Here is a 26,115-nt window from a genome sequence, read left to right as displayed (position 1 = left end):
TCTAAAAAGTTCGGACAATAAGTTAAATTCTTCTCTAGATTAAGATAGTGCTGGTTGTAGCAGTAGATAGTCTGCTTCCGGCAATAGTCCCTCTTGTAAGACAAGCTCATTCACAAAAGTATCAATTTTCTGCCGATCTATATTTTGCATAACTATAAGGTGTGCAAAATTATCGAGTGTGGCTAATTGCCATTTTTTGATCAGCATTTGTCCCGGCTTTTGAAACACAACTGTATTAGAGAATTTATTGAGCATACAAGGATATTCTCTTAATTTAAGTTGCTGGAATAAATATTGAGCATTCTGAATACATGTCTTTGCCTCTTTAGCAAAACCTTCATACCCTCTGGTTTTCAGAGCATACCAAATAATTAAGGGAGTATGACCGTTTCGTGACCCTAGAATTGTGGTATCTTTTGAACCGATATATTCAATCATTGTTGAAACTTTTTCTACCCATTTCTTCTTTGTCAAAACTACACCACAAGGTAGCGGTGAACCAATAAACTTACCAGAAATAGCCACACTATCTATGGGTTTTTGAAAGTTTACTTGAGGCGCATCATCTAGAAATGGTAAAATCATCCCTGAAAGTGCAGCATCACAGTGAATGTAGTAATCTTTGATTTGATGACGTTGTAAAATTTCTAAAACTTTGTCTAGGTCATCAATTGCACCTTTGACTGTAGTGCCAATATTCAGGTTGATAATAACTGGCTGCTGAGAATTTTGCTGAATTACTTGAGACAAATGTTCATAATTTATCTCGCCATTACTTTGGGAATTAATTACCTGATGTTGAATGCTAAATAGTCTAGCTGCTTTGGCAATTGAGTAATGAGAGTCTTGAGATGAGTAGAGAATTCCATGAGGATAAATTTCTCTGGCTAATAATATGCCATATAAATTACCCTCAGTTCCGCCAGCAGTAACATAGCCCCAAAACTCATTTTCTGTAATTTTATATAGTTGCGCAAAAAAAGATAAAACTTCTTGTTCAAACTTGCGAGAATGGAGACCAAAATCTGGCTCAACATAAGGGTCGCCAGCATTATTTAATAAAAAATTAAAGAACTTGGTTATATGAGTGAAGTCACAACTTAAATTATATGGATAACCTGCGTGGTACTGCGATCGCTCTTCTATGTGCTGCCAAAACAGTGACAACTCCTCACTCACATTGTTGAACATGTTTTGCTATCTCTGATGTTTTCATTTCAGGGAAGTTTTACACTATATCTTGCGTATCAATTCAATATTTCAGTATTTCTTAATCCCCATAATATTACAATTAAAGTTTTAATAAAGCAGTAAAAATACTGATGATTTTTAGTGAAAGTTTCTCGCTTAAACAAGCTTGTCTTAATTTCTATAGTTGAATTGTGTGGTAAAAGCAAAAATTCTAGTATCGCTAATAAATACTAAAAATATATGACAATATCAACCTAGTAGATTTCACTGAATTACTAATCTTTACACTCTGGAAATTCAGTGTAATTACAGAAAATTATTAATCAATACTTAAAAGAAATTACTATGTTGTTAAATATACTTTAAACACGGGCTTAGGCAGATTACTTAAAGTTCTCATAAAGTTGTTTGAGTTTAGCGATCGCGCCTAGTTAAATATATTGAATGTGAGTTCGACAGATTATAAATAATACCAATTTGAACAATAATTGCGACAGATGGAGTGCTGAAAAGCTTACCCACAAACCCTTTCACAGCCCAAAACCTAAAATCCAAAATGGTATAACCTCTCCCCGCTTCGGGGAGAGACTTATACCGGATAGAGAAAGGAAGATTATTCCCGACTGTTCAAGAGACAAGACACGCAGCTAAATCTTGTTCTGGAGTAGTAATCAGTTTGAGATTGTATGTTTCTGAGAGTAACTTCACAATATTTGGTGTGAAGAAAGCCGGAAGTGTCGGGCCAATACGGATATTTTGGATACCGAGGTGAAGCAGTGTCAGGAGAACGGCGATCGCTTTTTGTTCATACCAGGACAATACTAGAGATAATGGCAATTGGTTAACACTCACACCAAAAGCATCTGCTAAAGCTACCGCAATCTTAATTGCTGAGTAAGCATCATTACATTGTCCTAAATCTAGCAGTCGGGGAATACCAGCGATTTCACCCAAATTTTTGTCAAAGAAGCGGAATTTACCACAACCTAAAGTTAAAACAATACAATCGCTGGGCATTTTTTCTACTAACTCGCTGTAGTAATTGCGTCCCGGTTTTGCACCGTCACAACCACCAACCAAGAAGAAGTGCCGAATTTGACCTTGTTTTACACTTTCAATTACAGTATCAGCCACACTTAACACCGCATTCCGAGCAAAACCTGTAGTTACCGTACCGCCATCTTTCTCATCAGCAAATCCCGGTAGTTCTAACGCTTTCTGAATAATCGGTGATACGTCACGAATACTGATATTTGGCAATCCAGGATAACCAACTGGCCCCAGTGTGAATACTTTATCTTTGTAAGCTTCATGGGGAGGCATGAGGCAGTTTGTTGTCATGGCGATCGCACCAGGAAAATGTTCAAACTCATGTGTTTGGTTTTGCCATGCTGTACCGTAATGACCGTAGAGGTGCGGATAAGTCTGTTTTAGTTTGGGATAGCCATGTGCAGGCAGAAGTTCACCGTGAGTATAAACTTGAATACCAGTGTTAACGGTTTGCTCTAGGATAGCTTTCAAGGCTAGTAAATCGTGTCCTGATACTAGAATTGCCTTACCTGCGGTATGTCCGAGGGGAACCACTGTAGGTATAGGATGTCCGAAAGTTTCTGTATTACCAGCATCCAGTAATTCCATTGCTTTCAGGTTCATTTGCCCAACTTTCAAGGCTAAATCTAACCAATCTTGTAAACTTTTATCTTGGTCATCAAGATGTGCCAAAACTTCATGGAAAAATCTGTACAAATCTTCGTCGTGCTGATTTAGTTCTAAAGCATGGAAGGCATAGGCCGCTACACCCTTGATTCCATATAAAACTGTAAGCTTAAGAGAAAAAATATCTACATTCTTCGCAGATTGACTGATAAACTCAAATTCTAGGTCTTTTCCTTGCTGAACTTGTTGTTTTGGGTCACTTGCAGGTTGAAAATTCGCGATTGCCGATTCTACAACAGTGTTACCTGTGGCTTGAATTTTCAACTTGAGACTTTCACGTAAAGCGATCGCCCGATTGACGAAAGCCACAAAGTCATCCGGCGCAAAGTTCACGTTTGTTAGTGTAGAAAATAGCATCTCGCAGGTGAATTCATCAGTATCACGGCTGGTGATTCCGAGAGACTTTGCTTGTAGCGCTACCTGAGATAATCCCCGCAAACAATGCACCAACAAATCTTGCAAAGCATCAACTTCTGGACTTTTACCACACGCGCCCCACTGATGACAGACATCGCCACGAGTCGTTTGTTCACACTGGTTGCAGAACATAGTTTTTTTCTCCAATCTTCATGCTTCCAGCGTATTGTTTACGCTTGAGTAAAACCTTGATCTAAGTCAAGAGTCTGTGCAAAGTTTGGTTAATTATGGTTTACATCGTGAGTGGGTGGTTGATTAGGAATAACTTATGAGTTTTACAGAACGTGTCTTAGAAGTGAAACAGTTTTTGCACAAGACACCGATTTTTCAAAATCTCTTAGATGAACAGTTGCAAGCATTAGCTAATATTGCTATCCCCCAAACTTATAAAAAAGGCGAAACTTTATTTTGGGAGGGAGATGAAGGTACAGGGTTTTTTATCATCAAATCCGGCAGAATTAAGGTGTTTAAACTAGCAAATGCTGGTAAAGAACAAATTTTGCACATCTTTGGCGCAGAAGAACATTTTGCCGAAGTACCCGCCTTTGATGGAGGAAATTTTCCCGCGTCAGCAGCTGCGATTGAAAATTCCGAGGTTGTGTTTATTCCCAGAACAGCATTTTTGATGGTTTTGCAACAACATCCCACACTAGCGATCGCTATGCTATCAACTTTTGCCCGACATTTACGCCGGTTAACCTTTTTAGTTGATAGCCTGTCGTTTCAGGAAGTCCCTGAACGCTTGAAAAATTATTTATTCAAGTTAAGCGATCGCAATGGCAATGCTGATATAGTTGAACTCGATTTACCGAAAGCCCAACTAGCTGCACTTTTAGGCACAATTCCCGAAACACTCTCCCGCGCCTTTTATAAACTGTCTCAAGAAGGGATCATTGAGATGAACGGGACAAACATTCGTTTAAATAGGGGTTAGCTGGGATCTTCCTCATCCATTTCTGTCAGCTTCTCTACTTTTTGTTGATCTGCGATCGCACCTTGAGTATTTCCTACACTCCGGCGGATTTCACTACGCAACATATAAGCGCCCAAATTGCTGCAAATGATTGTAGAGGCGTATGTTTTAAACTCTTGGTTATACAACAGCAGTTCCCAGTTAGTTTGTTGATGGACTTTTATAACTGGTTGATATTGTATGTAGCTACATGGTTTGAAACCAATTGCTTCTAGTTCTTTAATTGGTGTTTGAAATAATTTTTTTAGGTAGATAGGAACTGTATCAGATTTTGTAATTTGGTATTTAGGATATTGGAACTTAATCTTAGAAACCTGTAAAAAAGTCAGGACATATTGAATAACAATAAACAAAAGGTAGATAGCAGCTGGGTAAAGTATGTATTGCATAGCAGTGGCGAAACTTCACTATGCTTAGTATTCCCTAACACTCAGCAAAAATATGCTTATTTGCTAAACCTCAAAATAAAAATGGGCGTAGCAGTTAATCTACACCCATTTTAAGAATTAATGATTAGCAATTACAGTTGCGGTACGTACTGAGCTTTTTCAGGAACATCAGTATATTCAGCAACGATTTGGCGGAATTCTTCGCCATCAATGGTTTCTTTTTCAATCAGCAAATCAACGATGCGATCGGTTACGGTGCGATGTTCACGCATGATTTTCTTAGCGTGTTCATAGCATTCTTCCACAATCGTCCGCACTTGAGAGTCAATTCGAGATGCGATCGCTTCAGAATAATCAGATCTGGTCATCCAGTCACGACCGAGGAATACTTCTCCTTGTTGGCTTTCTAAGGAAAGTGGGCCTAAATCAGACATCCCGAACCGAGTTACCATTTGTCGCGCCATTCCGGTTACTTGCTGCAAATCACCGCCTGCACCAGTGGTAACTTCGGCAGAACCAAAAATTACATCTTCGGCTGCACGTCCACCCAAAGCACCAGTAATTCTGGCTTTCAATTGAGAACGGGAAATTAAACCTTGTTCTTCGTTAGGAGTAAACCAAGTTAAACCTTGTGCTTGTCCGCGAGGAATCAAAGTTACTTTTTGTACTGGGTCATGGTCTTTGAGCAAAGTACCTACCAAAGCGTGTCCAACTTCGTGGTAAGCAATTAAGCGTTTGCTCTTGCTGTCTACTAAGGGAGTACCTTCCATCCCTGCGACTACGCGGTCAACTGCATCGTCGATTTCGCGGAGGGTGATGGCTTCCTTACGTCTTCTGGCGGTGAGAATTGCAGCTTCGTTAAGTAAGTTGGCTAAATCTGCACCAGTAAACCCAGGAGTACGACGCGCGATCGCTTCTAATGATACGCTGGGGTCTAATTTCTTGTTGCGTGCATGAACGTGCAGAATTTCCAAACGTCCTTTGATGTCTGGTGCATCGACAGTTACTTGTCTGTCAAAACGACCAGGACGTAACAAAGCTGCGTCTAATACGTCGGGACGGTTGGTAGCAGCGATGATAATGATGCCTGTGTTGCCTTCAAAACCATCCATTTCGGTAAGCAACTGGTTGAGGGTTTGTTCCCGTTCATCGTTACCGCCACCGATACCCGCACCCCGTTGTCTACCTACAGCGTCGATTTCATCGATGAAGATGATACAGGGAGCGTTATCTTTTGCTTTCTTAAACAAGTCGCGGACGCGAGAAGCACCCACACCGACGAACATTTCCACGAATTCGGAACCGGAAATGGAGAAGAAAGGAACGCCTGCTTCCCCTGCGATCGCTTTTGCTAGTAAAGTTTTACCTGTTCCTGGAGGGCCTACTAACAGAACACCTTTGGGAATGCGTGCGCCGACAGCGGTAAATCTTTCTGGCTGCTTCAGGAAGGTGACAACTTCTTGTAATTCTTCTTTAGCTTCTTCAATACCAGCCACGTCGTCAAATTTCACACCAGTTTTGGCTTCCATTTGAAACCGCGCTCTGGATTTACCAAAGCTCATAGCTTGTCCGGGGCCACCAGGGAGATTGCTGGAACGACGGAACAAAAAGAACAATCCAGTTATCAATAAAATTGGGAAAACAAGATTGCCTAATAAACCCCAAATTGCGCCATCATTACGCATTGGGTGAGCATCAAAACTAATTTGTTTTTCTTTAAGCTTGCTAATTAACTCAGGAGCGCTAATTGGCAGATCTACCCGCCACCGCTGAATGCGATTTTCGATATCTGGATCGATAGCTTCGACAATTGCTGTTCTGCCACCTTCATACAAATCTACGCTAGTAACGCGATCGGCATCCAAGTATTCTAGAAAACGGCCGTATGTCATGCGGGTATTGGCGGCATTCTTACCCATATCCGCAGGAGCGTTAGCAAATGCTCCTTGCCAGAAGAAAAAGCCAATTACCAAAGCAGGCAACGTCCAGAGTACTAGGACTCTCCAGGAGAATTTCATCTTAATTTGCCTCTGCCAATACAATTAATCATTGCTAGTAACTCCTAGCTTGGCATTCACCTCAAAAAGAGATGTTGCCTCACTTTGTTACTAGATTTAGTTTGCAACGGATGTTTATTAATCCATTTTGTTTAATCTGATGTCCAATCACCCATCACCATCCAGCTTTTGTGGCTTGATGGTAATTGTATGACGCTGACAAGAATCTTAACTAAATTTAACTTAATTTTAATACAACATCGCAAGATTAAAGAAAGTAAAACAGGATAAAAATACCCAGAGAACTTTAAAATCAAAGCTTTCTGGCTCAAAAAGTACTGAGTTATTAATTTCTCATCAACGGCAACTTGGTCATTATCCAGAGTAAACTTTCTGAAACAGACACTTTTTCATCAGACTTGGTAGATACAGCCTGTGAGGATTATTTGACTTCGGTAATTTTCAGTGTGTAGGGGTAATACTGGCCTTTATCGTATGAACCTACCCAAATTTGATAATTTCCTGGTAGCCATTCCCCACTTATGCCAGGATTTTTGCCATCGAAATCGTCGTTGCACCATGTGCCACCAGGGCCTTTGACAATCATAGTTACATCCTGGGGACTTTGCACTTGCAGCTTGAGATAATCGAATCTGGTTGTGAGTTCTAAGGTATGGTCTGGTGCTTCATCCACAAATCCATCACATGGCCCAGTGACTGTTTCTCTTCTCCCAGCAACCTTGCTTCCAGAGATGGAACCACCACTCATTCCCCGAACATTCAGAGGATCTGGGGAAAATGGATGATTGAGAGTCACATCTCCAAATATCGGTGGTGCTTCTTCAGCATTAGTGATTGTGTTGGTTGTTGATGTGACGCAGAAAGCCAATATCGTCAATGATAATCTTATCCCTCTATTTAAAGATGTTTTCGACATTGTAATTATATAAGTTTCTCAGTGCTTTGGAAGACATGATTTTTACACACTAAGTTCCCAATATGAGAGGAATTGACTATTTGATTTGGAGGCAGAAGAATTTTAGATTTTAGATTTTGGATTTTGGATTGGTTGATTAAAAATCTAAATTTTCCTGAAATTCAGGCTATGAAAATTTCCTACTTCACATACCTTGGCTATATTTTAGTTTTGGCATTCAAAGTCAGTCATGAGTATGGAGCGAGAATTTCTTGGTGACTTGTGCTGCTTGAACTCAGGACAAATATCAATTCGTAATTCGTAATTGAATCTTTACGAATTACGAATTACCCTTCGGGTTCGGATGTTCAGACTCGACGGAAACCGCCAAGACTCTGACTTCCTCACGAATTACGCATTACGAATTAATTGCTTGATTCAACCTTGCCTTGTCTAAACCAAGATGATTCAACAGCAACCAAGATTGAATCAAGTCGGGGCCATGTACATCTCCGGTTAAAGCGGCTCGGAGCGATCGCATCACTAAGCCTTTCTTCACGTTCTGTTCTTTGACCACTTGTTTAATAATGTCTTGAGCAGCAGTTTCCGTCAGTTGGGGTTGATTTTCTAAGGCTGCAAGTATGGCACTCAACACAGCACTAGAACCTTCCTGTTGCAGTTGTTTACTGCCCTCGTCGCTCAATTCTACGGTTTCGCTGAAAAAGATTTTGCTCATTTCTACAGCATCTACCAAACGAGTCATGCTAGGGCCAATTAACGCTACTAACTGCTCTAACCAAGCACGTTCTCGCCCACCTTCTAGTTGATAGCCAGCTTCCTGCCAATAAGGGATAATTAAATCCGTCAGTTTATCCACTGGCATATTGTGGATGTATTGACTGTTTAACCAATCTAGTTTCGCCCAGTCAAACTTAGCACCTGCCTTATTCACCCGCTCAAAGCTAAATTCCTTGGCGGCTGCTTCTAAGGTGAAAATTTCTTGAGTGGAATCTGGCGGCGACCAACCCAATAAAGTCATGTAGTTGACTAAGGCTTCCGCTGTAAAGCCCATTTTCTGAAAGTCAGAAATAGAAGTCACGCCATCACGCTTAGATAGCTTGCGCCCATCCATGTTCAAAATCAGCGGTGCATGAGCAAATTCTGGGATTTTTGCACCTAAGGCTTCATATAACAGAATTTGTTTGGCGGTGTTGGCTATGTGGTCTTCTCCCCGGATGATATGGGTGATTTGCATATCAATGTCATCAACCACAACAACAAAGTTGTACAGTGGTTGACCAACGCCGTCTTCGGAAGCACGGGCGATTACCATATCACCGCCAAGGTCACTACCTCGCCAAACCATTTTGTCGCGTACTAAGTCATTCCAGACAATTTCGCGGTCATCGTCGATTTTGAATCGGATGACAAAGCTACGTCCTTCGGCTTTGAAAGCGGCTTCTTGTTCTGGCGTGAGGTGACGATGACGGTTGTCGTAACGGGGGGCTTCGCCTCTAGCTTTTTGGGCTTCTCGCAACGCTTCTAATTCTTCAGGAGTAGTGTAGCAGCGATAAGCTAAACCTTGATCTAAGAGTTTTTGTACCGCTGTTTTGTACAGGTCTAGGCGTTGGGATTGAAAAAACGGGCCTTCGTCCCAGTTGAGTCCCAGCCAGCGCAAACCAGTCAGGATATTGTCTGTGTATTCGGGGCGCGATCGCTCTAAATCTGTGTCTTCGATGCGCAGGATAAATTTACCACCGTGGTGGTGGGCAAATAGCCAGTTAAATACAGCAGTTCTGGCTGTACCAATATGTAAATTTCCGGTTGGACTTGGAGCAATACGGACTCTAACAGTCACAGTTAATTCTCTCTTTCACAAAGCATGATTAATATAGCAAGTGCTGAGTCACCGAGGTTCAAATGCCTGTAGCCAGCCACACCCTAGAAGTGTATGGCGGCAACTCTGGCTTTGACTTCTCTCTCAGCGCTGAGTTTTAAGCCTTGGCTTAAAAAACAAAAGCGAGTTCTGATTACGGAAAACTCTTTCATCAGGACTCAGCTTTAATTACTTTCGTTTTTTACGGGACTGACGGGGCTCGAACCCGCAACTTCCGCCGTGACAGGGCGGTGCTCTAACCAATTGAACTACAGTCCCTTAATTCGCAACTTTATTATTATTGCTTTTTTTTTTGGGTTTGTCAAGTATTTTTTTGTTTGCTTTGGCTTTTGTAGCTGCGGCTTTCACTTGACGATTAATAATCATAACACTTAAACGAATTTTTGCAAGTGGCCTTCAATGTAATTTTCTAGATTGACCTGGTAGCCACAACCTGCGCTTTGGTGGACAAATGTTCTAGTATCTGAGATTGGATTTGTTTATACTGCTGCTTTAACAAATTCTTACTCATCAAAGCTTGATCAGAGTTTGGCAGGCTTTTACTTTGCTCTACCCAGAGTTTTAACCTTTGTCGCAGGGTATTAGCGATGTGACTGCTAAGAACATGGATACAGCTATGAGGTGCTTCCAAAGTAAAGCAAATCAAGGGATAGCGGCCATGTTCTGTTAAGGAATAAACCAGTTTTTGGTTGTGAGGGTTCTGCATATCTAAGTAGCAGGGTAGCCATTTCGGGCCGAGTTCTGGGTCATAGAGGAGGGTTATCCACAGCAGCATCGGGTGTGGTGCTGTGATGAAAACAAAATGATTGTAACGTTGGCACAGAACTCGTTTTTTGATTTCTTGTTTCGGCAACATTAGCCACAAAGCTGCTAAATTGCCTTGGGGTGTATCTAAAAGTTGGGGGAAAACGATTTCTTGAATGGGTTTATTTTGTGGCCATGACAGTTTGGCAAAGTTTGCTTTGGGTAGGGGAGTTATTTCAGCATTGATATTAAATTTAGGATTATATTTTGATGCTAAAGGTGTAGGTAAACTCTGGCAACTAGACTTTTCTAGACTGTCTAGCACTCGCAGAATTTCAGCCATATTTTGGGGGCGATCGCTTGGTTTTTTTGCCAAGCAAGCCATAATTAAATTATTAAGTTGTTGGGGTATTTTCAGTTGCGGACTGACGGTGGTGATCGCTCGTGGTGATTCAAAGTGATGTGCTTTATACCAAGCACCAAATAAATCAGTTTCTGGCTGCCAAGGTTTAGCACCTGTCAGCATTTCAAACATCATTACACCCAAGCTATAAATATCGGAGCGGCTATCAATTTCTGAACCTTCTAGTTGTTCAGGAGAACAATATGGCAACGTGCCGTTAAAGCCTCTGTTAGTACTAACTGTATTGGCATAATTAATAAATTTAGCAATCCCAAAATCAAGGATTTTAATTAACTTGCCTAAAATCGGATCTGGCAAAACTAATATGTTAGCTGGTTTAATATCTCTATGAACTAAGGGATATATTTTTCCATCAATATTAATGCCTTGGTGGGCGCATTGTAAGCCTAAACAAATCTGACGTGTTAAAGTCAAAAACTTGGGCAATGGCATAGGTATTAAATCTTTGAGACTTTGACCATTCAGATATTCCATCACATAAAATGGCTTGCCTTCTGCACTTACACCATAATCGTAGGCTCGCACAATATGTAGACTTTTTTGACTTAAAGCAGCACTCAACATTGCTTCACGCGCAAAGTCTTGTTGCATTTTTTCGTTAATAAAAGTTTGAGTTAAAAATTTGACGGCAACTGGTGTTCCACCTAATAAAATATCATCGGCTAAAAAAACTTCACCCATGCCACCACTACCAATCAACTGTTTAAGTTGATAGCGATTGGCCAGCAATCCTGTAATGTGTGGAGAGATGAATGCACTTTGATTCACTTTTACAACCTCTGCTATTGCCGCAATTAAATAATTAAAAATTTATTGCATCTCAAACTCATTTTTCAGAACGTGATAAAATTTGGAGTAACTTATCAAATAAATGAGACAACCAAGCTTTAAAACCAACTTTGGCAATTTGTTGTTTTTCTACTAATTTTTGCAAAATTTCTGCTTTTAATTTTTGGTATTCTGCTCTCAAAATAGATTTCGCTTGTTCAGAGGCGATCGCTTCATTTGATTTTTGCTCTAGTTCCAACCAATCTGTCAGTTGTTGTCTTTGTTTAGCTGTGAGTGTCAACGTCATAACATTGGCACATTGAGTCGGTTCTTCCAAAGCAAAAAATAGCAGATGATAGTAACCTCTATCTGCTAACAGTTTGGCAATTCTTTGACCCCTATTATCTTTTAAATCTAAAAAATAAGATAGCCATTTAGTCAGAGAAAATTGAGCATTATATAGAACTGTAACCCACAATAACATTGGGTATATATTCATTTTATCAATAAATTCAGTACTGTGATATTTATCAGAAAAATTAGTGATTTCCTGCTTAGGTAACATAGCCCAAAAAGTTGGGATAACTCCTTGAGTAGTATGTAATAAATGAGGAAAACCAATAGATGCGATCGGTTTATTTTTTGGCCATGTTTTTTGTAAGCACTCTTTTTCTGAAATCGAAGTGACTGGTACTAATGTAGCCGGAGATGAAAATTTTTCGCTATCAATTTCAATTGCTGTATCTCTGCTAATTTGCCGTTTAATTTTTTCTAGAACTACTAAAACTTGACTAACAGTTTGCGGGCGTTCTGTGACTTCTTTAGCTAGACAAGTTAGTAATAATTTTTTTAATGCTTGAGGGATTTTTACTTCAGGATTTACCTGCTCTGGCGTTGGTGGAGTTTGAAAACGATGAGCTTGATACCAACTACCAAAAGAGTTACTTTCTGTTTGAAATGGATGTTTTCCTGTCAGCATTTCAAACATTAATACACCCAAACTATATATATCAGAGCGTACATCTAAAAGTTTACGTCCTTCCATGTGTTCTGGAGAACAGTAAGGTAAACTCCCGATAAAAGAATCAGTCAGGGTCATTCCGCTACGCTCTGTTAAAAATTTAGCAATGCCAAAATCAAGAATTTTGACGACCTCACCTTGTTGACCATCATCAATAATAAAAATATTTTCTGGCTTAATATCTCGATGAACAATCGGATATATTTCTCCTTTGAGGCTGATACCTTGATGAGCGCACTGTAAACCTAAACAAATTTGCTGACAAATATCGATAAATTTTATAAGTGTTAATGGTTGTACTTTCAGAATCTGCTTCAAGTTTTTACCTTGAAGATATTCCATAACATAAAATGGTGTTTTATCATCAGTCATGCCATAGCTTAATACCCGAACGATATTTTTACTTTTACGACCTAATTGAGCGCCAATAAAAATTTCTCTGGCAAAACGCTGTGATATTTGCTGGTTTCCTAGACTGAGCATTAAAATTTTGACAGCTACTAAAATTCCACCTTTAGCTGCATCTTCTGCTAGGTAAACCCTACCCATACCGCCTTTGCCAATTAAATCTTTTATCAAATAGCGATTATTTAAAAACTTTCCAATATAAATATCTATTTCGGTTTTGGGCATTACCATATTTGGAAATGTTACGCTATAAAATTATTTGATAAATATTGATGCAAGCTTTAATTGTAACCATGAATAATTTCACTTATTTTAGAGAATTAATTATAAAAGATAAAACTCACTCTAAGAGCAAATAAAGCTTTAATAAAATAATGAAGGATTTTTCTGCAAAATTGCTTAAACATTATGTAACATATTGATTAAGCAAAATGAATGAGAAAATCCACTGAAACCAGGGATAATCTGAAGGTGACTGCTCCCTAATAACAGTAAATGTACGGGAAAATAGTTCTAAGCGCGATCGCCTGAAATTAAATTAAAATCTACAGATAATCTAGCTATTAGAAAAAATTCAGCAGCCGACGAAACCACCTGATAACGGGTGGTTCAATTTTGAGTTGAAAAGCTAAAAACTGATTACGCTGTAGAGAATTAAAATTATTATCACTGACAAGAATTAATGAGCGCTGTCCATTAGGTAGCCAAGGGCCAAGTGTTAACCCTTCAATATTATCTAGCGCCACGTCTAGAGTACGTAAATCTAACAAGAGTTTTTTCGTAACTGGTCGAATATTTTTGGAGTTTGTCAAAAGGCTGTCGATATTGTGAATATCATCAGTATCAGCTAAGGAAACTTGAAATAGAAAAATCGCAAATCCCAACCCAGTAAAAGACCTTTCTAGACTTAGGAAATGTCCTTGATTATCTAAAGCGAGTAAATCTGGTAATCCACTAGCAAATTTGCCAGTTATATCTAATAACGGTGCAACTGGTTCAGTTTGGTACAAAAATTCGCTTCCAGGCTGCTGGGTGAGCAAATTATATTGCAAAATTCGACAAGGAGTCCTGACATTGGGTTTTGCCACTGAACCGTCTTGGATAAGGGCATTTTCTGTTGCTGTGAATAAATATTGGTGATTGGGTGTAATAGTCAGGCTTTCAAAGGCTAAATTGTTGCGGATACCACGTTTATTACTTTTGTCTGGCAAAAACTTTTTCGGTATAGGTAGTGTTGTAATTTCTCTCCCAGAAGATAAGGAAAACTCTTTAATAAAAGGATTAATTAATTTGTCAACATCACCTTCCGACGAGATGAAGACAGTATCTTTACTAGTTAAAGCAATTCCTTCTGTATCGGTTGTTCTAGGAGGAAAGTTTTGACTATCTTTATTTAACAGCATGGTAACGCCAACAGGCACAACACCACTGCTTTCTAGCAAACCCTTACTCAAGTCTATTTTTAAAGTGTAGAATCGTGCCGGAGCTTTTTGTCCTCGGTCATCGGATATAGCATAGTAAAGGTCATTTTTAGCATCATAAGTAATGCCTGATAATCCCCCAACCTCTGTTTTTTGGAAAGATAATCCTTTGGATAATGTTGCTTCTCCGATGAAGTCTATACTGCTGATTTCAACAGAATTAGTGGGAAAATTGATAATTAAAATTATGACAATTAAAATAGCAATTCCTAAATAAATAATTTTGGGGAATTTTCCAGGTTTTTTAACTATTTTCATGTGAATGACTTTACAATATCAGGCGATCGCACTACAGCAGCACAAGCTTGATCACCCGTTTCACTAAGGTTTTGGGTATTTTCATCTCCAAGATTTTATGAAACTGGAGCTGTTTCTTGTACAGATTGAAGGAAATGAATTATTTCTTGAATCACCTGAGTTTTGCGTAAAGTTTCAATATCCTCATGAGTTAATTGTTGTAAAAGTGGAGATTGCCTATAGTCTCTCTGAGACTGAGAAAGCAGTTCTCGTAAAGCCTTGTGGGGTTGAGAAGTTGCCAAACTTAGCATTTCTTGAGATGGTTCATAACCTAGCAAACGAGAAAGTAGGCTGCTATCTTGAAAAAAGATAATTTCTATTGAGGGAACAGCCAGAATAACTTTAACTGGTGTATCAATAGCTACGCTTTTAACTAGTTCTTCAATACTGTTGAGACGTTCTTGAACCAAATCTGGAGCTACTGAGTCTGCATCAGCAATAATGGCAATCGGTACTTGTCTGCGAACAAGTAAAGAACGAGAAAGTGATTTAATGGCAGATAATCCACCAGCAGCAACAATTTCAACGTCGTTCAGTAGTTCTTTTGGAAGAACAGTTTGAAGTAATTCAACGTCGGAAACTCCTTCGCAAACAATGTAAGCGATCATGGAATATCTCTCTCCCTAACGTCATAATCAGGCAATCCATCTTCTACACATACACGATATTTGAGGGTTAATAATTCACAGATTGCTTCTTTCTCTAATGCATATTTTACTTCTTCTCCATTCCACAAGAGTATTGTCTGTGGCAAGGAGAAATAAGAAAGATGGCGAGCGGGATCAGTAAAGCCTGTTCGACTGAATACTAATCCAAGCGTACCTGCGGGACGACGTAACAGTTGATTGCGGAGTTTAGCTATAGGAGCAATATCAACGTTTACTTTGTCTGCGAAGTCCTTACTTTCAACTAAACAACATAAGCCAGAAGAATAAACAACACCATCAACTTGCTCAACTTCTTCACCAAATAGTTTTACTCTATATGGCCACTTTACTTCGGCTCCGTCAAGCTCAAATGTTCTCAAAACAAGATATTCAAAGGCTCTTCCTGCATCCCATTCTGGTGTATTTCTAGCCTCAATGTTATTCCACAGATATCGCAACCCATCCCATTGCAGCGATTTAATTAAATTTTCATATTTTGCTGCCGTAGTCAATCCTAATCCTCCAAGTATTTATTTTAAGCTGCTTGCCGAAGCTTACCAAGTTCAAAATTAGCTTTTTATTTATGGAGAATATCAATAAATTTTCTGGATTTTGTCAATGTTCAACTTTTATACAGAATTTTTCCATATAGCTATCTGATCTGGGTCAAATATCTAGAATTTTTCTGTTTATTACCCAAATAAGCATAATAGACCGAATTTTTTCGTAGATAAATCTAATGTTTTACAAAGTCGTGTGACATACCAGAAAGTATTGTTAAAGAATTAAAAATTCATTTTCAAAATGTAACCTGCTACATCAATAAGATTTACAAACAGGATTCTGACTCCTGAATTATGCTGCATTCATTTTGAAAAAAATTGGCCAGCCATTCTTTGACGCTGCGAGTTGCATAGCAGTCATCTTCGTTGTAGCGTTGGATGATATCTAAGAAAGAGCGATCGCCTGTTCCTAACCATTGATCATACCAGTAAATACACTTGGCACCGCTGGCTTCTTTATCACGCCATTCAAAGCCTAACCATCGTGCAATTGCTTTGAGTGCATAACTTTCTACAGGTAAAGCAACACTTTGAATTAATTGTTCGTATACATCCACAAATCTATTTAAAACAGGATTTACTAAGGATTTAGGAGTGCGATATAACTTGGCTAGTCGTTTGACTGTATCAAATTCGTAAACACAAAAATGATAAATTGGCGCATCGGGATATTGCCAAACTAAATCGAGAAATTGTCCCCAAACTAATTCTTCATCTGCTGGTGTTTCAGCTAAAAAAGAATAAAACTTTTCTGTATTATTTTGCCTATCAACAACTAAAACACCTAAAAGATAATCTAAATCTAAGTCTGGCTGGGCTTCAATATCAAAATACAGTTCTACAGGCGCAGTAAATGTGAGTTCTGTTTGTGGTAAAGAAGTTGGTAAAATTAACGGACGTTTTTCGATCACAGCTTGGGCTTGGATGACTAACTTGGTTGCTACTACACTGTCAAAACCAGGTAAATCTTCTAAAGTCGTAGGATTTGTATTCGCTAGAGATTCGAGTGTTGTTAAAGAAAGTTCTTGGAGTTGGGCATAGCGAACTGGTGTAACTCCTGGTAATAATGAGAGATGGTTTTGTGATTGCGCGATCGCGTAACATTGACTATGCCAGTGACAAAGATTGCACTTTTGCCGAGAAATAAACATCTCTGGTGCATCTGATAACTGTAGCGTTTGTACGAACTCCTCCAGAATTTGTAGCATCTGAGGTGTCCATTTCGCTAAATCTACTGGATAACCACTGTCTTTGGTACGCAAAATTAACCAAGCTTTGTCGGGGCTGATTCCCTGCACTTTTGCTAAGGCTTGGGCGTGAAATGCAGCAACAACTTGATATTCCTGTTTGGGACGCTTACCTAGTTCCATATTCCCTGGAACATACATCCAATCCCCAAAACATGAGTATCCTGGCTGTTTAATGAGTAAATCTGGACGGCTGAGGAGTGTGTACTTTTCGTTGGCTGTTTCTACCCAATCTTGATAATTGCTTAACAGCACTCCCTGATAAATATACTCAACTCCACGTTGCATTAATTCTAAAGTCGCTGCTTGTGCTGCTTCCCTATTTCCTGGTGAATATTTGGGTTGTTCATAGTCAAACCCTGCCAAAATACCTCGATGATAAGCAATTTTGTCTTGTTGCAGTTTGGCTAACAAGTCATTAGGCGCATCTCGCTGGCTTTTGTCAGCATTAATATCTAAAATAGGTCGGCGTTTGCAGCGTTGGTATTGCAGTAAGTGTTCAGCATTAATCAACATTCATTTAAACTAACAATAATTATGGCTTTTTGGGACTGGGAACAAGGGAACAGGTTACAGGTTACAGGTTATAGGTTACAGAAATTATTCTATTCACTTGTCACTGTTCCCTGCCCCAAGGATTTAGATTAAAAATATTGAGATTCGGCACATGACTAGTGTTTCTGCTATACAAACTCAGTTGCATCGCCATCGAGAGCAATTTCCAGCTTTAGCTAATAAAATTTATTTTAACTATGGCGGACAAGGGCCGTTACCTAAAAAATCAATCGATGCCATCATCCAAACTGAAACTCATATTCAGCAGCTAGGCCCCTTTGGAAATGAGGTTGGACGTTGGATAGGTTCACATACTCAAACTATTAAACAAGCGATCGCCACAGAATTAAACACAACGCCAGAAACTATTACTCTCACTGAGAATGTGACTGTGGGTTGTAATATTCCTTTATGGGGGATTGATTGGCAACCTGGCGACCATCTGCTGCTGTCTGACTGCGAACACCAAGGGGTAATTGCCGCAGCTAAAGAAATTGGGCGGCGATTTCATGTGGAAGTTACCACTTGTCCTTTGATGGCAACTTTAAATGCAGGCGACCCTGTGGTGGTTGTTGCGCAAAATTTACGCCCCAATACTCGCTTAGTTATTCTCAGTCACGTCCTTTGGAATACTGGTCAAGTTTTGCCGCTTGACAAGATTATAGAAGTATGCAGAGATAATAATTCTTTAATCTTGGTAGATGCTGCCCAATCTGTGGGTTTATTGCCTTTAAACTTAACTGAATTAGGGGCAGATTTTTATGCTTTTACCGGACACAAATGGTGGTGTGGCCCGGCTGGTGTCGGTGGTTTATATGTACGACCAGAAGCATTAGAAAAACTTGCACCAACATTTGTTGGTTGGCGCGGCGTGATTAAAGATAGTCAAGGTCAACCGATAGATTTGTTCCGCGATGGCCGCAGATATGAAGTGGGGACATCCGCTTATTCATTTTATGCGGGATTGGTGGAGGCGATCGCACTTCATCAAAAATGGGGTACAGCTGAGGAACGTTATCAGCAAATTTGCCGTAACAGTGAATATCTCTGGCGCAAACTATCAGCCTTACCCCAAATCAAATGTTTACGAATTTCCCCACCCGAAAGCGGTTTAATCTCATTTCAATTTGTCGAACATCATCCTCAAGCGAGTGCTAGATTAGTGCAATTTTTAGAGACAAATAAGATATTCACCCGCACAATTGCAAATCCTGACTGCATCCGCGCTACTGTTCACTACTTTAGTGTAGAGTCAGAAATTGACCAGTTAGTAGAACAAATAGAGAAGTTTGAAAATTAGGGATATCTAAAGAATAAATTAGGGAGCATCCCAGTTTTTATTTTGCATCAAAAAAATAATATTGTCATTGCGAGGAGGAACGACGAAGCAATCCCACAATCTTCAATATTAACGATTTGATGGGATTGCCACGCTCCACTTTGTTACATTCGCAATGACAAGCAAAAAAGTGGGATACTCCCAATAAATTATTCTCAGAAAATAAACTACACTAATTTGTCAATAATGATTATCATTCTTGTTTAAGAAATTTATTTTCTGTCCAGGTTATCTCAATTTTCTGAAGTTTGACCTTTTTGCTACGACTCATTTCGTTTAGCAGTGATTGGTCTTGGTAAGTAGAAATACAGCTAATATATTAATTATTCTATTAACTTTGAAAAGTATTTTATTATTCTTTAGTCAGATATTTAAAATTTAATACTAAGTTTACTGAAAATTATAAATATTTCATGAATAAGCTCAGTAAATTTGCTTACCTCTATCAAAAGTATGATAAATAATTTTTAGTAAAAGTACTGTTATTTAGCAATTTCCAGAATCAAATCATACAGCAAATACAGTAACTCATTAATAAATGTCAAGGTTAAGTTAAAAACTTTCCGAAGGATGCTTGAAGAAAAATTCTTGCTATCAGTTGGATGGTAAACCAGTGTGTTTTTGAGATTGATAAGTAATGAAAGAACCTTATATCCGAAGGCAATAAAAGCATGAGCTATAGCCTCCTCGGCAAATTTTCCCTCGACAATCCTCACCCATTAATCTGAAAAAGACTTATAGACATGAGTAAAACTCGCATCCTCAACAACAGCCTACTTTTAGAATCAACTTTAACCCTCAAACCAGAAATTTTTGGGACTATAGAACAAGCATTCCTCCTATTGCAAGATCAGTTGCGAGTCTTTGCCAATGATACGAAATTTACCCAGAACATGGCACTGGCGTTTGGAGAAGGTATAGCAAAAGAACCTTTGCAGAGAGCTTGGCTAGGTGTAGATATGTGCTTACAAAATATATGCCTCAAAAAAATGCACTTTTAAGGGGTATTACAAGCTTATTGTTTCTTCTAATATTCTTGTCGTGCCAAATGTCATCTCATTCAAGTCAATATGATAACTGTAACAAACGAGATAGGGATGCCTTTTCTTCTTGCATAAAGAAGAACTTTCCAGTTGGTTCTAGTTATTCGGATTTAAAGCTTTATCTGGCAGAGCAGGGTTTCACGCAATCAAAACACCCTGACCATCTTAAAGGCAATAGATTCTATTTTTTTTGGCAGGCTAATGATTTAAGCAACTATAAAGTTGTTGTAACGGGGCGTTATAACAATGAAATAAAAATCTTAGAGATTGATATTCCATAAACTTTAGTTCTCTGTATGAAGTTATATGGATCAAACTTCTTGTCCAATATACATTTTTAAAACCCTTCATTTAAAGGATGTTTTAAAAGTGGGGAGCTATCACAGAAGCTACACAGAATTTTTGGAGAAATCATAAATGGGCAGAATCTTAATTGAGGGAACACCAGTCGCTTTATTTAGTGGTTCTGGATCGGGCGATTCTGGAACAGGTGGAATTTCCATAAGCGGACATTTACTACTTATTTTTCAGGATGATGCTGGAAATGAGTTTGTGGTTCGCGGCGGGCCTACACGCGGGGGAGATCCAGATTATGGCCCATTAACTATTGAGCAAAACGTCCCGATTATAGACTCGATTGATGCCAGAATTGATAATGAGGGCAATCCTGTTACTGCTGCTTCGCGTGGTAGTAGAGAGATACCTTTGGGTGGACGTGATGCAGAGGATGTTTGGAATCTTATTGTTCAACATGCCAGGAATATAAACAACGAGTTTTTTCCTTATAGTCCAACGGGTAATAATAGTAATGGTACAGTTGGTAATCTTCTCGATTTAATCGGGGTTGATGTTAACGAGGTGCTACCAGATCCAGATGGGATAATGTTAATTCCTTTCTCAGGTAGAAATGAAAGATTTGAATTTGACTACACGATTATAGGCACAGATAGCAATGACATAATTGTTGGTCGTGGAGGAAATCAAACTTTCACAGGAGGTCAGGGAGATGACACTTTCACAGGAGGTCAGGGAGATGACACTCTTGATGGAGGAGAAGGCGAGGATGTATCGATTTATTCCGACGCGGTGGAAAACTACGACTTTTCCATTTCAGATGATGGTGAAACAGTTACCATCAGTCATGTTAGAGGAACTCAGGCAGATGGAACAGACACTTTAACTAATGTTGAATTCGGACAGTTCTCCGATCAACGAGTACAACTTTTAGGCAATACACTCAGTTTTGTTAATGATTTTGTTGTTGGGACAACGCAAGATACTCAAGTAGTTTTTGAACTAACCAGAGAAGGTGATACCTCTTTTCCTGTAAGAGTATTTGTAGATGGTCGAGTAACAACAGGAAATGCAGTTTTTAATGATTTTCCCGTTACGTTGGCAGAAGGTTCAAATCCTAATTTAATTATTACGGCAAGTGTATCAGAAGTCTTTGGTGATGTAGCGTTTTCTCTCGAAATCTCGGTTCAAGACGACAATCCTCTATCTGGACTTATTCTCATAGAAGATAATGATGCTTCAGGACTTTTAATTGGCGATCAAGTAGATGACCGAGGTGGGCGAACCTTTGGTGATCCACACTTAATCACATTTGATAATCTTGCTTATGATTTTCAAGCTTCAGGAGATTTTATCCTCGCACGAGCAACAGATGGTGCAGAGTATGAGGTTCAAGCGCGATTTGTACAACTCTCATCTGCTGTTTCCGTCACACAAGCTATGGCAACTTCTGTTGATGGAATTGTTATATCTTTAGAAGCTAATGGTAGTGAAGGAAGACTTCTTATTAATGGAGAAGTAATAACCATTGCAGATGGCGATTCCGTCAGAGTAGGCACAGGGTCTATTTTACGCACAGGTCGGCGTTACGATATTGATCATGGCAACGGGGATTCAACTTCTGTTGATGTATTTGGTAGCTTTATAAATGTCAGCCCTTCACCTTCAATCGCTAGAACTAGGGGAGAGATTGAAGGTTTGCTTGGCAATGCTAATGGAAATCCCATTGATGATTTTCAACTTGCCGATGGAACTATCCTCTCAACTCCTTTATCTTCTGAAACCTTATATGGTGACTATGCAGCAAGTTGGCTGGTTGATGAAAATACATCAATCCTTCCAGGTCTCCCCGAACAGTATATTGCACCTACACGCATCCTGACGGTTGATAGTCTTCCAGAAACTTTAAGACTTATTGCAGAAGCAGCAGTTGATGCAGTTGGGATTACTAATCCAGTATTACGTGAGGCAGCAATTTTAGACTTTGCGCTTACGGGCAATCAGGAGTTTATTGAGGCTGCAAAACTGACAGATAACACCTTCAATCCTATTGTGGGTACAGTTGCCGTAGATCCTGTGATTAATCCTGCTGTTGTTCTCATAAGTAACCGTTTAGAACTTAATGAAGAGGATTCGTCGGCCCGTTCTGCAACACTCACTGTAGCGCGAGGCTCATTTGAAGGCGATTTAACTGTAAGGTACAGCATTCAGGGAATAGGAACAGCGCCAACAGAAGCAAATGACTTTGTAGATGGTATTCTTGCTGGAGAGGTTGTTATTAGAGATGGTACTGATTCAGCAACATTTGATATTGAAATAGTAGACGATTTACTTGTAGAGGGGACAGAAACTTTTGATGTGAGTATTGCATTAGAAGATGGGCAAGCATCTTCTTTTGAACTCCTAGTTTCTTCATTACGTTTCAGCATTATTAACAATGATGAGGATATACCACCAGTTTCTATTTCGGGTACGTCTGGTAGAGATAACTTAGTTGGATCTGCTGTTAATGAAATAATTACTGGTTTTCAAGGCGCAGATTCGCTCACTGGCGGAGGTGGTAATGACCAATTTGTCTATACCAGTATCCGCGATCGCGGTGACACAATTACTGATTTTGAGATTGGCAAAGATAGTATTGTCCTGACTCAACTGCTCGATAGCTTAGTTACAGGAGGCTACAACGGTACTAACGCTATCGCTGATGGCTATGTGAAAGTTGTTCAGGGTTCTAGAGCCAGCAATTTCAGCGTACAAATTGATAGTGATGGACTTGCTACTGGCGATATCTTCAGACCTTTTATCACAGTGAACTTAGCAAATTCAGGCACTTTCAATAGCCCTAGCAACTTCGTATTTTAAGACCTTGCTTTACTCTCCAAACTAAAACTTGGAGGGTAATAGAAAGGCTTGTACCTACACATAGATTTACATACAACCTGTTTTAATTTAACTTTAGGAGCTTAATATGTTGGCAACAAATTTAATCAAACAAAAAATTCAAAAGGCTATAGTTTATAGCTTTTTCAGCTTGAGCAGTTTCACCCTTATCTCTCCATCTTTCGCTGCCAACATTGATTTGAGTAGTTGGGAAAGATCAGGTGATGTTTTTGCAGTTCCAGACCAAGCGACGCTAACAAATGCTTTCTCAGATGGCAGTGATGATGTTGACAACTACAACGTCTCAGGTAATGACCCGACCTATATTAACTCTCTAGAAACTTTTTTAGGTCTCAATCCAGGAGACTTGGGTATTGATGCTACAGAAGGTTCTGCCATTAAGAGAACTTTTAATGTTTTGGCTGGTGATGTTATCAGTTTTGATTATTCCTTTTTAACTTATGATACTGTCTCCAGCGATCGCGCCTTTGTGACTATTAGCAACTCAGTTATTCCTCTAACTGGAAGCTCTGCTTTTAGCTATACCTTTACAACATCTGGTAGCTATAATGTTGGCATTGGTGTTTTCGATGTAGATGATACTTTTGGCTCATCAATATTATCAGTAAGTAGAGCTAATTATCAATCTAATGCGGTTCCCGAACCTTCTATTATCCTTGGTTCTCTTTTGGCTGGTAGCTTTGGAGTTATTTTAAAAAGAAAAGGTATAAAAAAAGCTTAACCAAATTAGCAAATACAAGACACTTGTTGCTAATTTAACAGTTGCACTTATTTTAGAATATTTGTAGTGCATACTGCTCAGGGTTATATCTGTTTAGTTATCTCCTTTTCAAGAATCCCGTCGTCTTTAAGCGGCGGGATTGTGAATCATAAATTCTAGTTCAAACCCTGTACTTGCAAAATCTCATTCGCCCATATTTCATCATCTGGGGCTAAGGGTGGGATAGGTGGTTGCTGATAATCTATTGCCAAGTCATAACGCGCTTGGTTGTAAATTTGCCATAGCAAGTTTTGCAAATCAACCATTAGTTCTGTTTCTCCCGGTTTTAAAGGAACTGGGAAAGTAGGAATTGCTTGTTGCAGATTAAAGGCGTAAAGTTGCGCTTTGGGACGTTGCTGGGCGCGACTAATCAAAATTCGGTAATGGGAAGTAGGGATGTTGCCTAACATTGTCATTGGCATTCCCTCCCGCAACAAGTCGATTTCTACTAAATGGGTAGCGCTTTCTAGAACCTGATTCCGTTTGTCAAGATAAGCATCTCGCCCTTTACCCAGACGCTTATTTGTCGGTGATAGTACTTCAATTGCCGTAATTACTAATCCTGTTGTCATATCCCGAATTTCTAGATAACCTTCCCGAATTTCCTGGGGTACTGGTAACGTGACAGTAATAGATGAGTCAGGTGCTAAGGTTGTCTGCGTGGTAGAAGGTTGATAATTGCTGCTTCGAGAAACTACTGAGGCATCAGGAACACCCACCAATATAGAATCCTCTGGCACAGTAGTATAAACTCGCTTTTCAATGGCTACTCGGTAGTTTTGGTGAAGATTTGATTCAATTGCATTAGCGATCGCTGTAATTAACCGATGATGTACTTCCGGCCATAGCTGGGGATTTTCAAGGTAAGGGTTCATTCCCGGAAATGGAGACGGCATACAACAGCTTTAGTGCTAAGAATTTTTTCTACTTTCATCATACAAAAAAAGCTCTGATTAATGTCTCATCAACTAAATCTAAAAAATCTATACTTATCAGAGAATAACCCTACTTACTACTCCCCACTCCCCTATTTATATGAAACGCCCCATCTTATATGTAGCTATAACTAATCACGGTTTTGGTCATGCTACTCGCACCGCATCTGTGGCTGCAACTATTCAAAAGTTGTGTCCAGACATATTGTTGATTATGGTGACAACTGCGCCGCGCTGGTTGCTAGAGTCATATATCGAAGGTGATTTTATCCATCGTCCCCGCGCTTTTGATTTGGGGGTGGTGCAGGCTGATAGTTTGACAATGGATAAAGCCGCAACTTTAGAAAAATTGTTAGCTATTAAAAAGCAGCAAAATTCTTTAATTGCTTCCGAAGTAAATTTTATTCGCCAAAATAGTGTTGATTTAATATTAGCTGATATTCCTTTTATTGCACCTTTATTTGCTAAAGCCGTAGACATTCCTTGCTGGATGATGAGTAACTTTGGTTGGGATTTTATCTATAGAGATTGGGGCGGGGAATTTATGGCGATCGCAGATTGGATTAGTGAGTGTTATTCTAAGTGTGATCGCTTGTTTCGTCTCCCATTTCACGAACCAATGCCAGCTTTTCAAAATATTACAGATGTTGGTTTAACTGGTGGTTCACCGCGTTATTCTGCTGATGAATTACGTGCTAATTGGGGTATAAATACACCGCAAGATAAAACTATTTTACTTACTTTTGGTGGTTTAGGTTTACAGCAAATTCCTTACGAAAACTTGCAACATTTTTCAGATTGGCAATTTATTACCTTTGATAAATCTGCGCCTGATTTAGCTAATTTAGTCAAAATTCAAGATAACAAATACCGTCCTGTAGATTTTATGCCAATTTGTGGACGCGTAGTGTCCAAACCTGGTTACGGCACTTTTTCAGAAGCGACGCGCTTGGAAATCCCTATGGTGACAATTCCCCGCGATGATTTTGCAGAAGCAGCTTTTCTCTTAGAAGGAATTGCAAATTACAACCATCATCAAATTGTCACACCCGCTGAATTTTTTGCAGGTGATTGGAATTTCCTCCATGAACTACCCCAACCACCAAAGCAACCCCAAAAAATTGCTAAGGATGGAAATGAGGCGATCGCTCAAGCTATTATCAATGAAATAGGGAGTAGGGGAGAATAACTA

Annotated in this window: 20 protein-coding genes and 1 tRNA gene; 7 read left to right on the top strand and 14 right to left on the bottom strand. The window is 39.3% G+C overall.

Annotated features, from left to right (window positions below; all coding sequences use genetic code 11):
* Positions 1-39: 39 nt before the first annotated feature.
* Together ACMX3D_RS10060 and hcp are read right to left on the bottom strand one after the other, a co-directional pair.
* Positions 40-1,191, bottom strand: a complete 1,152-nt coding sequence (locus ACMX3D_RS10060; protein WP_482751280.1) for a histidine decarboxylase — start codon at positions 1,189-1,191, stop codon at positions 40-42.
* Between the two features lie 627 nt (positions 1,192-1,818).
* A complete protein-coding gene (gene hcp / locus ACMX3D_RS10055) occupies positions 1,819-3,456 on the bottom strand; it encodes a hydroxylamine reductase (protein ID WP_482751279.1) in 1,638 nt (545 codons plus the stop codon).
* A 136-nt stretch (positions 3,457-3,592) separates the two neighbouring features.
* On the opposite strand from hcp, the gene ACMX3D_RS10050 reads away from it, so the two are divergent.
* Positions 3,593-4,258, top strand: a complete 666-nt coding sequence (locus ACMX3D_RS10050; RefSeq protein WP_482751278.1) for a Crp/Fnr family transcriptional regulator — start codon at positions 3,593-3,595, stop codon at positions 4,256-4,258.
* Here ACMX3D_RS10050 and ACMX3D_RS10045 read toward each other — a convergent pair.
* The 11 genes from ACMX3D_RS10045 to ACMX3D_RS09995 form a co-directional block, all read right to left on the bottom strand.
* Positions 4,255-4,686, bottom strand: a complete 432-nt coding sequence (locus tag ACMX3D_RS10045; protein WP_482751277.1) for a hypothetical protein — start codon at positions 4,684-4,686, stop codon at positions 4,255-4,257. The two genes, ACMX3D_RS10050 and ACMX3D_RS10045, sit on opposite strands and share 4 nt — an antisense overlap.
* A 131-nt stretch (positions 4,687-4,817) precedes the next feature.
* The gene (gene ftsH2 / locus ACMX3D_RS10040; protein WP_482751276.1) at positions 4,818-6,704 is read right to left on the bottom strand and encodes an ATP-dependent zinc metalloprotease FtsH2; all 1,887 of its coding nucleotides are present in this window, start codon (positions 6,702-6,704) and stop codon (positions 4,818-4,820) included.
* Between the two features lie 421 nt (positions 6,705-7,125).
* Positions 7,126-7,620, bottom strand: a complete 495-nt coding sequence (locus ACMX3D_RS10035) for a hypothetical protein (RefSeq protein WP_482751275.1) — start codon at positions 7,618-7,620, stop codon at positions 7,126-7,128.
* A 397-nt stretch (positions 7,621-8,017) separates the two neighbouring features.
* The gene (gene gltX, locus ACMX3D_RS10030) at positions 8,018-9,457 is read right to left on the bottom strand and encodes a glutamate--tRNA ligase (RefSeq protein WP_482751274.1); all 1,440 of its coding nucleotides are present in this window, start codon (positions 9,455-9,457) and stop codon (positions 8,018-8,020) included.
* 223 nt (positions 9,458-9,680) lie between these two features.
* Positions 9,681-9,754: transfer RNA gene (locus ACMX3D_RS10025), tRNA-Asp, on the bottom strand.
* A 151-nt stretch (positions 9,755-9,905) separates the two neighbouring features.
* Positions 9,906-11,432 carry a serine/threonine protein kinase gene (locus ACMX3D_RS10020; protein ID WP_482751273.1) on the bottom strand — a complete coding sequence of 509 codons (1,527 nt, stop codon included), beginning with the start codon at positions 11,430-11,432 and terminating at the stop codon, positions 9,906-9,908.
* A gap of 58 nt (positions 11,433-11,490) precedes the next feature.
* Positions 11,491-13,092 (bottom strand): serine/threonine protein kinase, encoded by a 1,602-nt coding sequence (locus ACMX3D_RS10015; protein ID WP_482751272.1) that lies wholly within the window; start codon positions 13,090-13,092, stop codon positions 11,491-11,493.
* A gap of 332 nt (positions 13,093-13,424) precedes the next feature.
* Positions 13,425-14,600, bottom strand: a complete 1,176-nt coding sequence (locus ACMX3D_RS10010; RefSeq protein ID WP_482751271.1) for an esterase-like activity of phytase family protein — start codon at positions 14,598-14,600, stop codon at positions 13,425-13,427.
* A gap of 95 nt (positions 14,601-14,695) precedes the next feature.
* Positions 14,696-15,247, bottom strand: a complete 552-nt coding sequence (locus ACMX3D_RS10005) for a hypothetical protein (protein WP_482751270.1) — start codon at positions 15,245-15,247, stop codon at positions 14,696-14,698.
* Positions 15,244-15,798 (bottom strand): restriction endonuclease, encoded by a 555-nt coding sequence (locus tag ACMX3D_RS10000; protein WP_482751269.1) that lies wholly within the window; start codon positions 15,796-15,798, stop codon positions 15,244-15,246. Before ACMX3D_RS10000 ends, ACMX3D_RS10005 begins: the two co-directional genes overlap by 4 nt.
* A 317-nt stretch (positions 15,799-16,115) precedes the next feature.
* On the bottom strand, positions 16,116-17,612 hold the full coding sequence (locus ACMX3D_RS09995; RefSeq protein ID WP_482751268.1) for a TM0106 family RecB-like putative nuclease: 1,497 nt from the start codon (positions 17,610-17,612) through the stop codon (positions 16,116-16,118).
* 151 nt (positions 17,613-17,763) lie between these two features.
* Between ACMX3D_RS09995 and ACMX3D_RS09990 the strand changes: the two genes are divergently transcribed.
* The 5 genes from ACMX3D_RS09990 to ACMX3D_RS09970 all read left to right on the top strand — a co-directional run bounded on the left by ACMX3D_RS09990 (position 17,764) and on the right by ACMX3D_RS09970 (position 23,949).
* Positions 17,764-18,951 carry an aminotransferase class V-fold PLP-dependent enzyme gene (locus ACMX3D_RS09990; protein ID WP_482751267.1) on the top strand — a complete coding sequence of 396 codons (1,188 nt, stop codon included), beginning with the start codon at positions 17,764-17,766 and terminating at the stop codon, positions 18,949-18,951.
* A 782-nt stretch (positions 18,952-19,733) separates the two neighbouring features.
* Positions 19,734-19,991 carry a hypothetical protein gene (locus tag ACMX3D_RS09985; protein WP_482751266.1) on the top strand — a complete coding sequence of 86 codons (258 nt, stop codon included), beginning with the start codon at positions 19,734-19,736 and terminating at the stop codon, positions 19,989-19,991.
* Positions 19,967-20,314, top strand: coding sequence for a hypothetical protein (locus ACMX3D_RS09980; protein WP_482751265.1), 348 nt, complete (start codon positions 19,967-19,969; stop codon positions 20,312-20,314). The genes ACMX3D_RS09985 and ACMX3D_RS09980 overlap by 25 nt, the downstream gene beginning before the upstream one ends.
* A 136-nt stretch (positions 20,315-20,450) precedes the next feature.
* Positions 20,451-23,189 (top strand): VWD domain-containing protein, encoded by a 2,739-nt coding sequence (locus ACMX3D_RS09975; protein WP_482751264.1) that lies wholly within the window; start codon positions 20,451-20,453, stop codon positions 23,187-23,189.
* Between the two features lie 106 nt (positions 23,190-23,295).
* Positions 23,296-23,949, top strand: coding sequence for a PEP-CTERM sorting domain-containing protein (locus ACMX3D_RS09970; protein WP_482751263.1), 654 nt, complete (start codon positions 23,296-23,298; stop codon positions 23,947-23,949).
* 155 nt (positions 23,950-24,104) lie between these two features.
* On the opposite strand, the gene ACMX3D_RS09965 is transcribed toward ACMX3D_RS09970, so the two are convergent.
* Positions 24,105-24,884, bottom strand: a complete 780-nt coding sequence (locus ACMX3D_RS09965; protein ID WP_482751262.1) for a DUF4058 family protein — start codon at positions 24,882-24,884, stop codon at positions 24,105-24,107.
* 139 nt (positions 24,885-25,023) lie between these two features.
* Between ACMX3D_RS09965 and ACMX3D_RS09960 the strand changes: the two genes are divergently transcribed.
* Entirely contained in the window at positions 25,024-26,112 is a 1,089-nt protein-coding gene (locus tag ACMX3D_RS09960; RefSeq protein WP_482751261.1) for a glycosyl transferase, read from the top strand.
* Positions 26,113-26,115 lie beyond the last annotated feature (3 nt).

It is taken from the genome of Anabaena sp. TISTR 8404 (assembly GCF_056847745.1).
The sequence above is the reverse complement of the archived record's forward strand: the minus strand, read 5'-3'. Positions and strand labels throughout refer to the sequence as shown.

Excerpts from the sequence above, each read along its gene's own strand:
- ACMX3D_RS10015 (WP_482751272.1), bottom strand. The coding sequence starts at position 13,092 with ATGGTAATGCCCAAAACCGAAATAGATATTTATATTGGAAAGTTTTTA.
- ftsH2 (WP_482751276.1), bottom strand. The coding sequence starts at position 6,704 with ATGAAATTCTCCTGGAGAGTCCTAGTACTCTGGACGTTGCCTGCTTTG.
- ACMX3D_RS10035 (WP_482751275.1), bottom strand. The coding sequence starts at position 7,620 with ATGTCGAAAACATCTTTAAATAGAGGGATAAGATTATCATTGACGATA.
- ACMX3D_RS09980 (WP_482751265.1), top strand. The coding sequence starts at position 19,967 with ATGCCTCAAAAAAATGCACTTTTAAGGGGTATTACAAGCTTATTGTTT.
- ACMX3D_RS10050 (WP_482751278.1), top strand. The coding sequence starts at position 3,593 with ATGAGTTTTACAGAACGTGTCTTAGAAGTGAAACAGTTTTTGCACAAG.
- ACMX3D_RS09985 (WP_482751266.1), top strand. The coding sequence starts at position 19,734 with ATGAGTAAAACTCGCATCCTCAACAACAGCCTACTTTTAGAATCAACT.
- ACMX3D_RS09990 (WP_482751267.1), top strand. The coding sequence starts at position 17,764 with ATGACTAGTGTTTCTGCTATACAAACTCAGTTGCATCGCCATCGAGAG.
- ACMX3D_RS10005 (WP_482751270.1), bottom strand. The coding sequence starts at position 15,247 with ATGATCGCTTACATTGTTTGCGAAGGAGTTTCCGACGTTGAATTACTT.
- hcp (WP_482751279.1), bottom strand. The coding sequence starts at position 3,456 with ATGTTCTGCAACCAGTGTGAACAAACGACTCGTGGCGATGTCTGTCAT.
- ACMX3D_RS10010 (WP_482751271.1), bottom strand. The coding sequence starts at position 14,600 with ATGAAAATAGTTAAAAAACCTGGAAAATTCCCCAAAATTATTTATTTA.
- ACMX3D_RS09970 (WP_482751263.1), top strand. The coding sequence starts at position 23,296 with ATGTTGGCAACAAATTTAATCAAACAAAAAATTCAAAAGGCTATAGTT.
- ACMX3D_RS09975 (WP_482751264.1), top strand. The coding sequence starts at position 20,451 with ATGGGCAGAATCTTAATTGAGGGAACACCAGTCGCTTTATTTAGTGGT.
- ACMX3D_RS09995 (WP_482751268.1), bottom strand. The coding sequence starts at position 17,612 with ATGTTGATTAATGCTGAACACTTACTGCAATACCAACGCTGCAAACGC.
- ACMX3D_RS09960 (WP_482751261.1), top strand. The coding sequence starts at position 25,024 with ATGAAACGCCCCATCTTATATGTAGCTATAACTAATCACGGTTTTGGT.
- ACMX3D_RS09965 (WP_482751262.1), bottom strand. The coding sequence starts at position 24,884 with ATGCCGTCTCCATTTCCGGGAATGAACCCTTACCTTGAAAATCCCCAG.
- ACMX3D_RS10045 (WP_482751277.1), bottom strand. The coding sequence starts at position 4,686 with ATGCAATACATACTTTACCCAGCTGCTATCTACCTTTTGTTTATTGTT.
- ACMX3D_RS10060 (WP_482751280.1), bottom strand. The coding sequence starts at position 1,191 with ATGTTCAACAATGTGAGTGAGGAGTTGTCACTGTTTTGGCAGCACATA.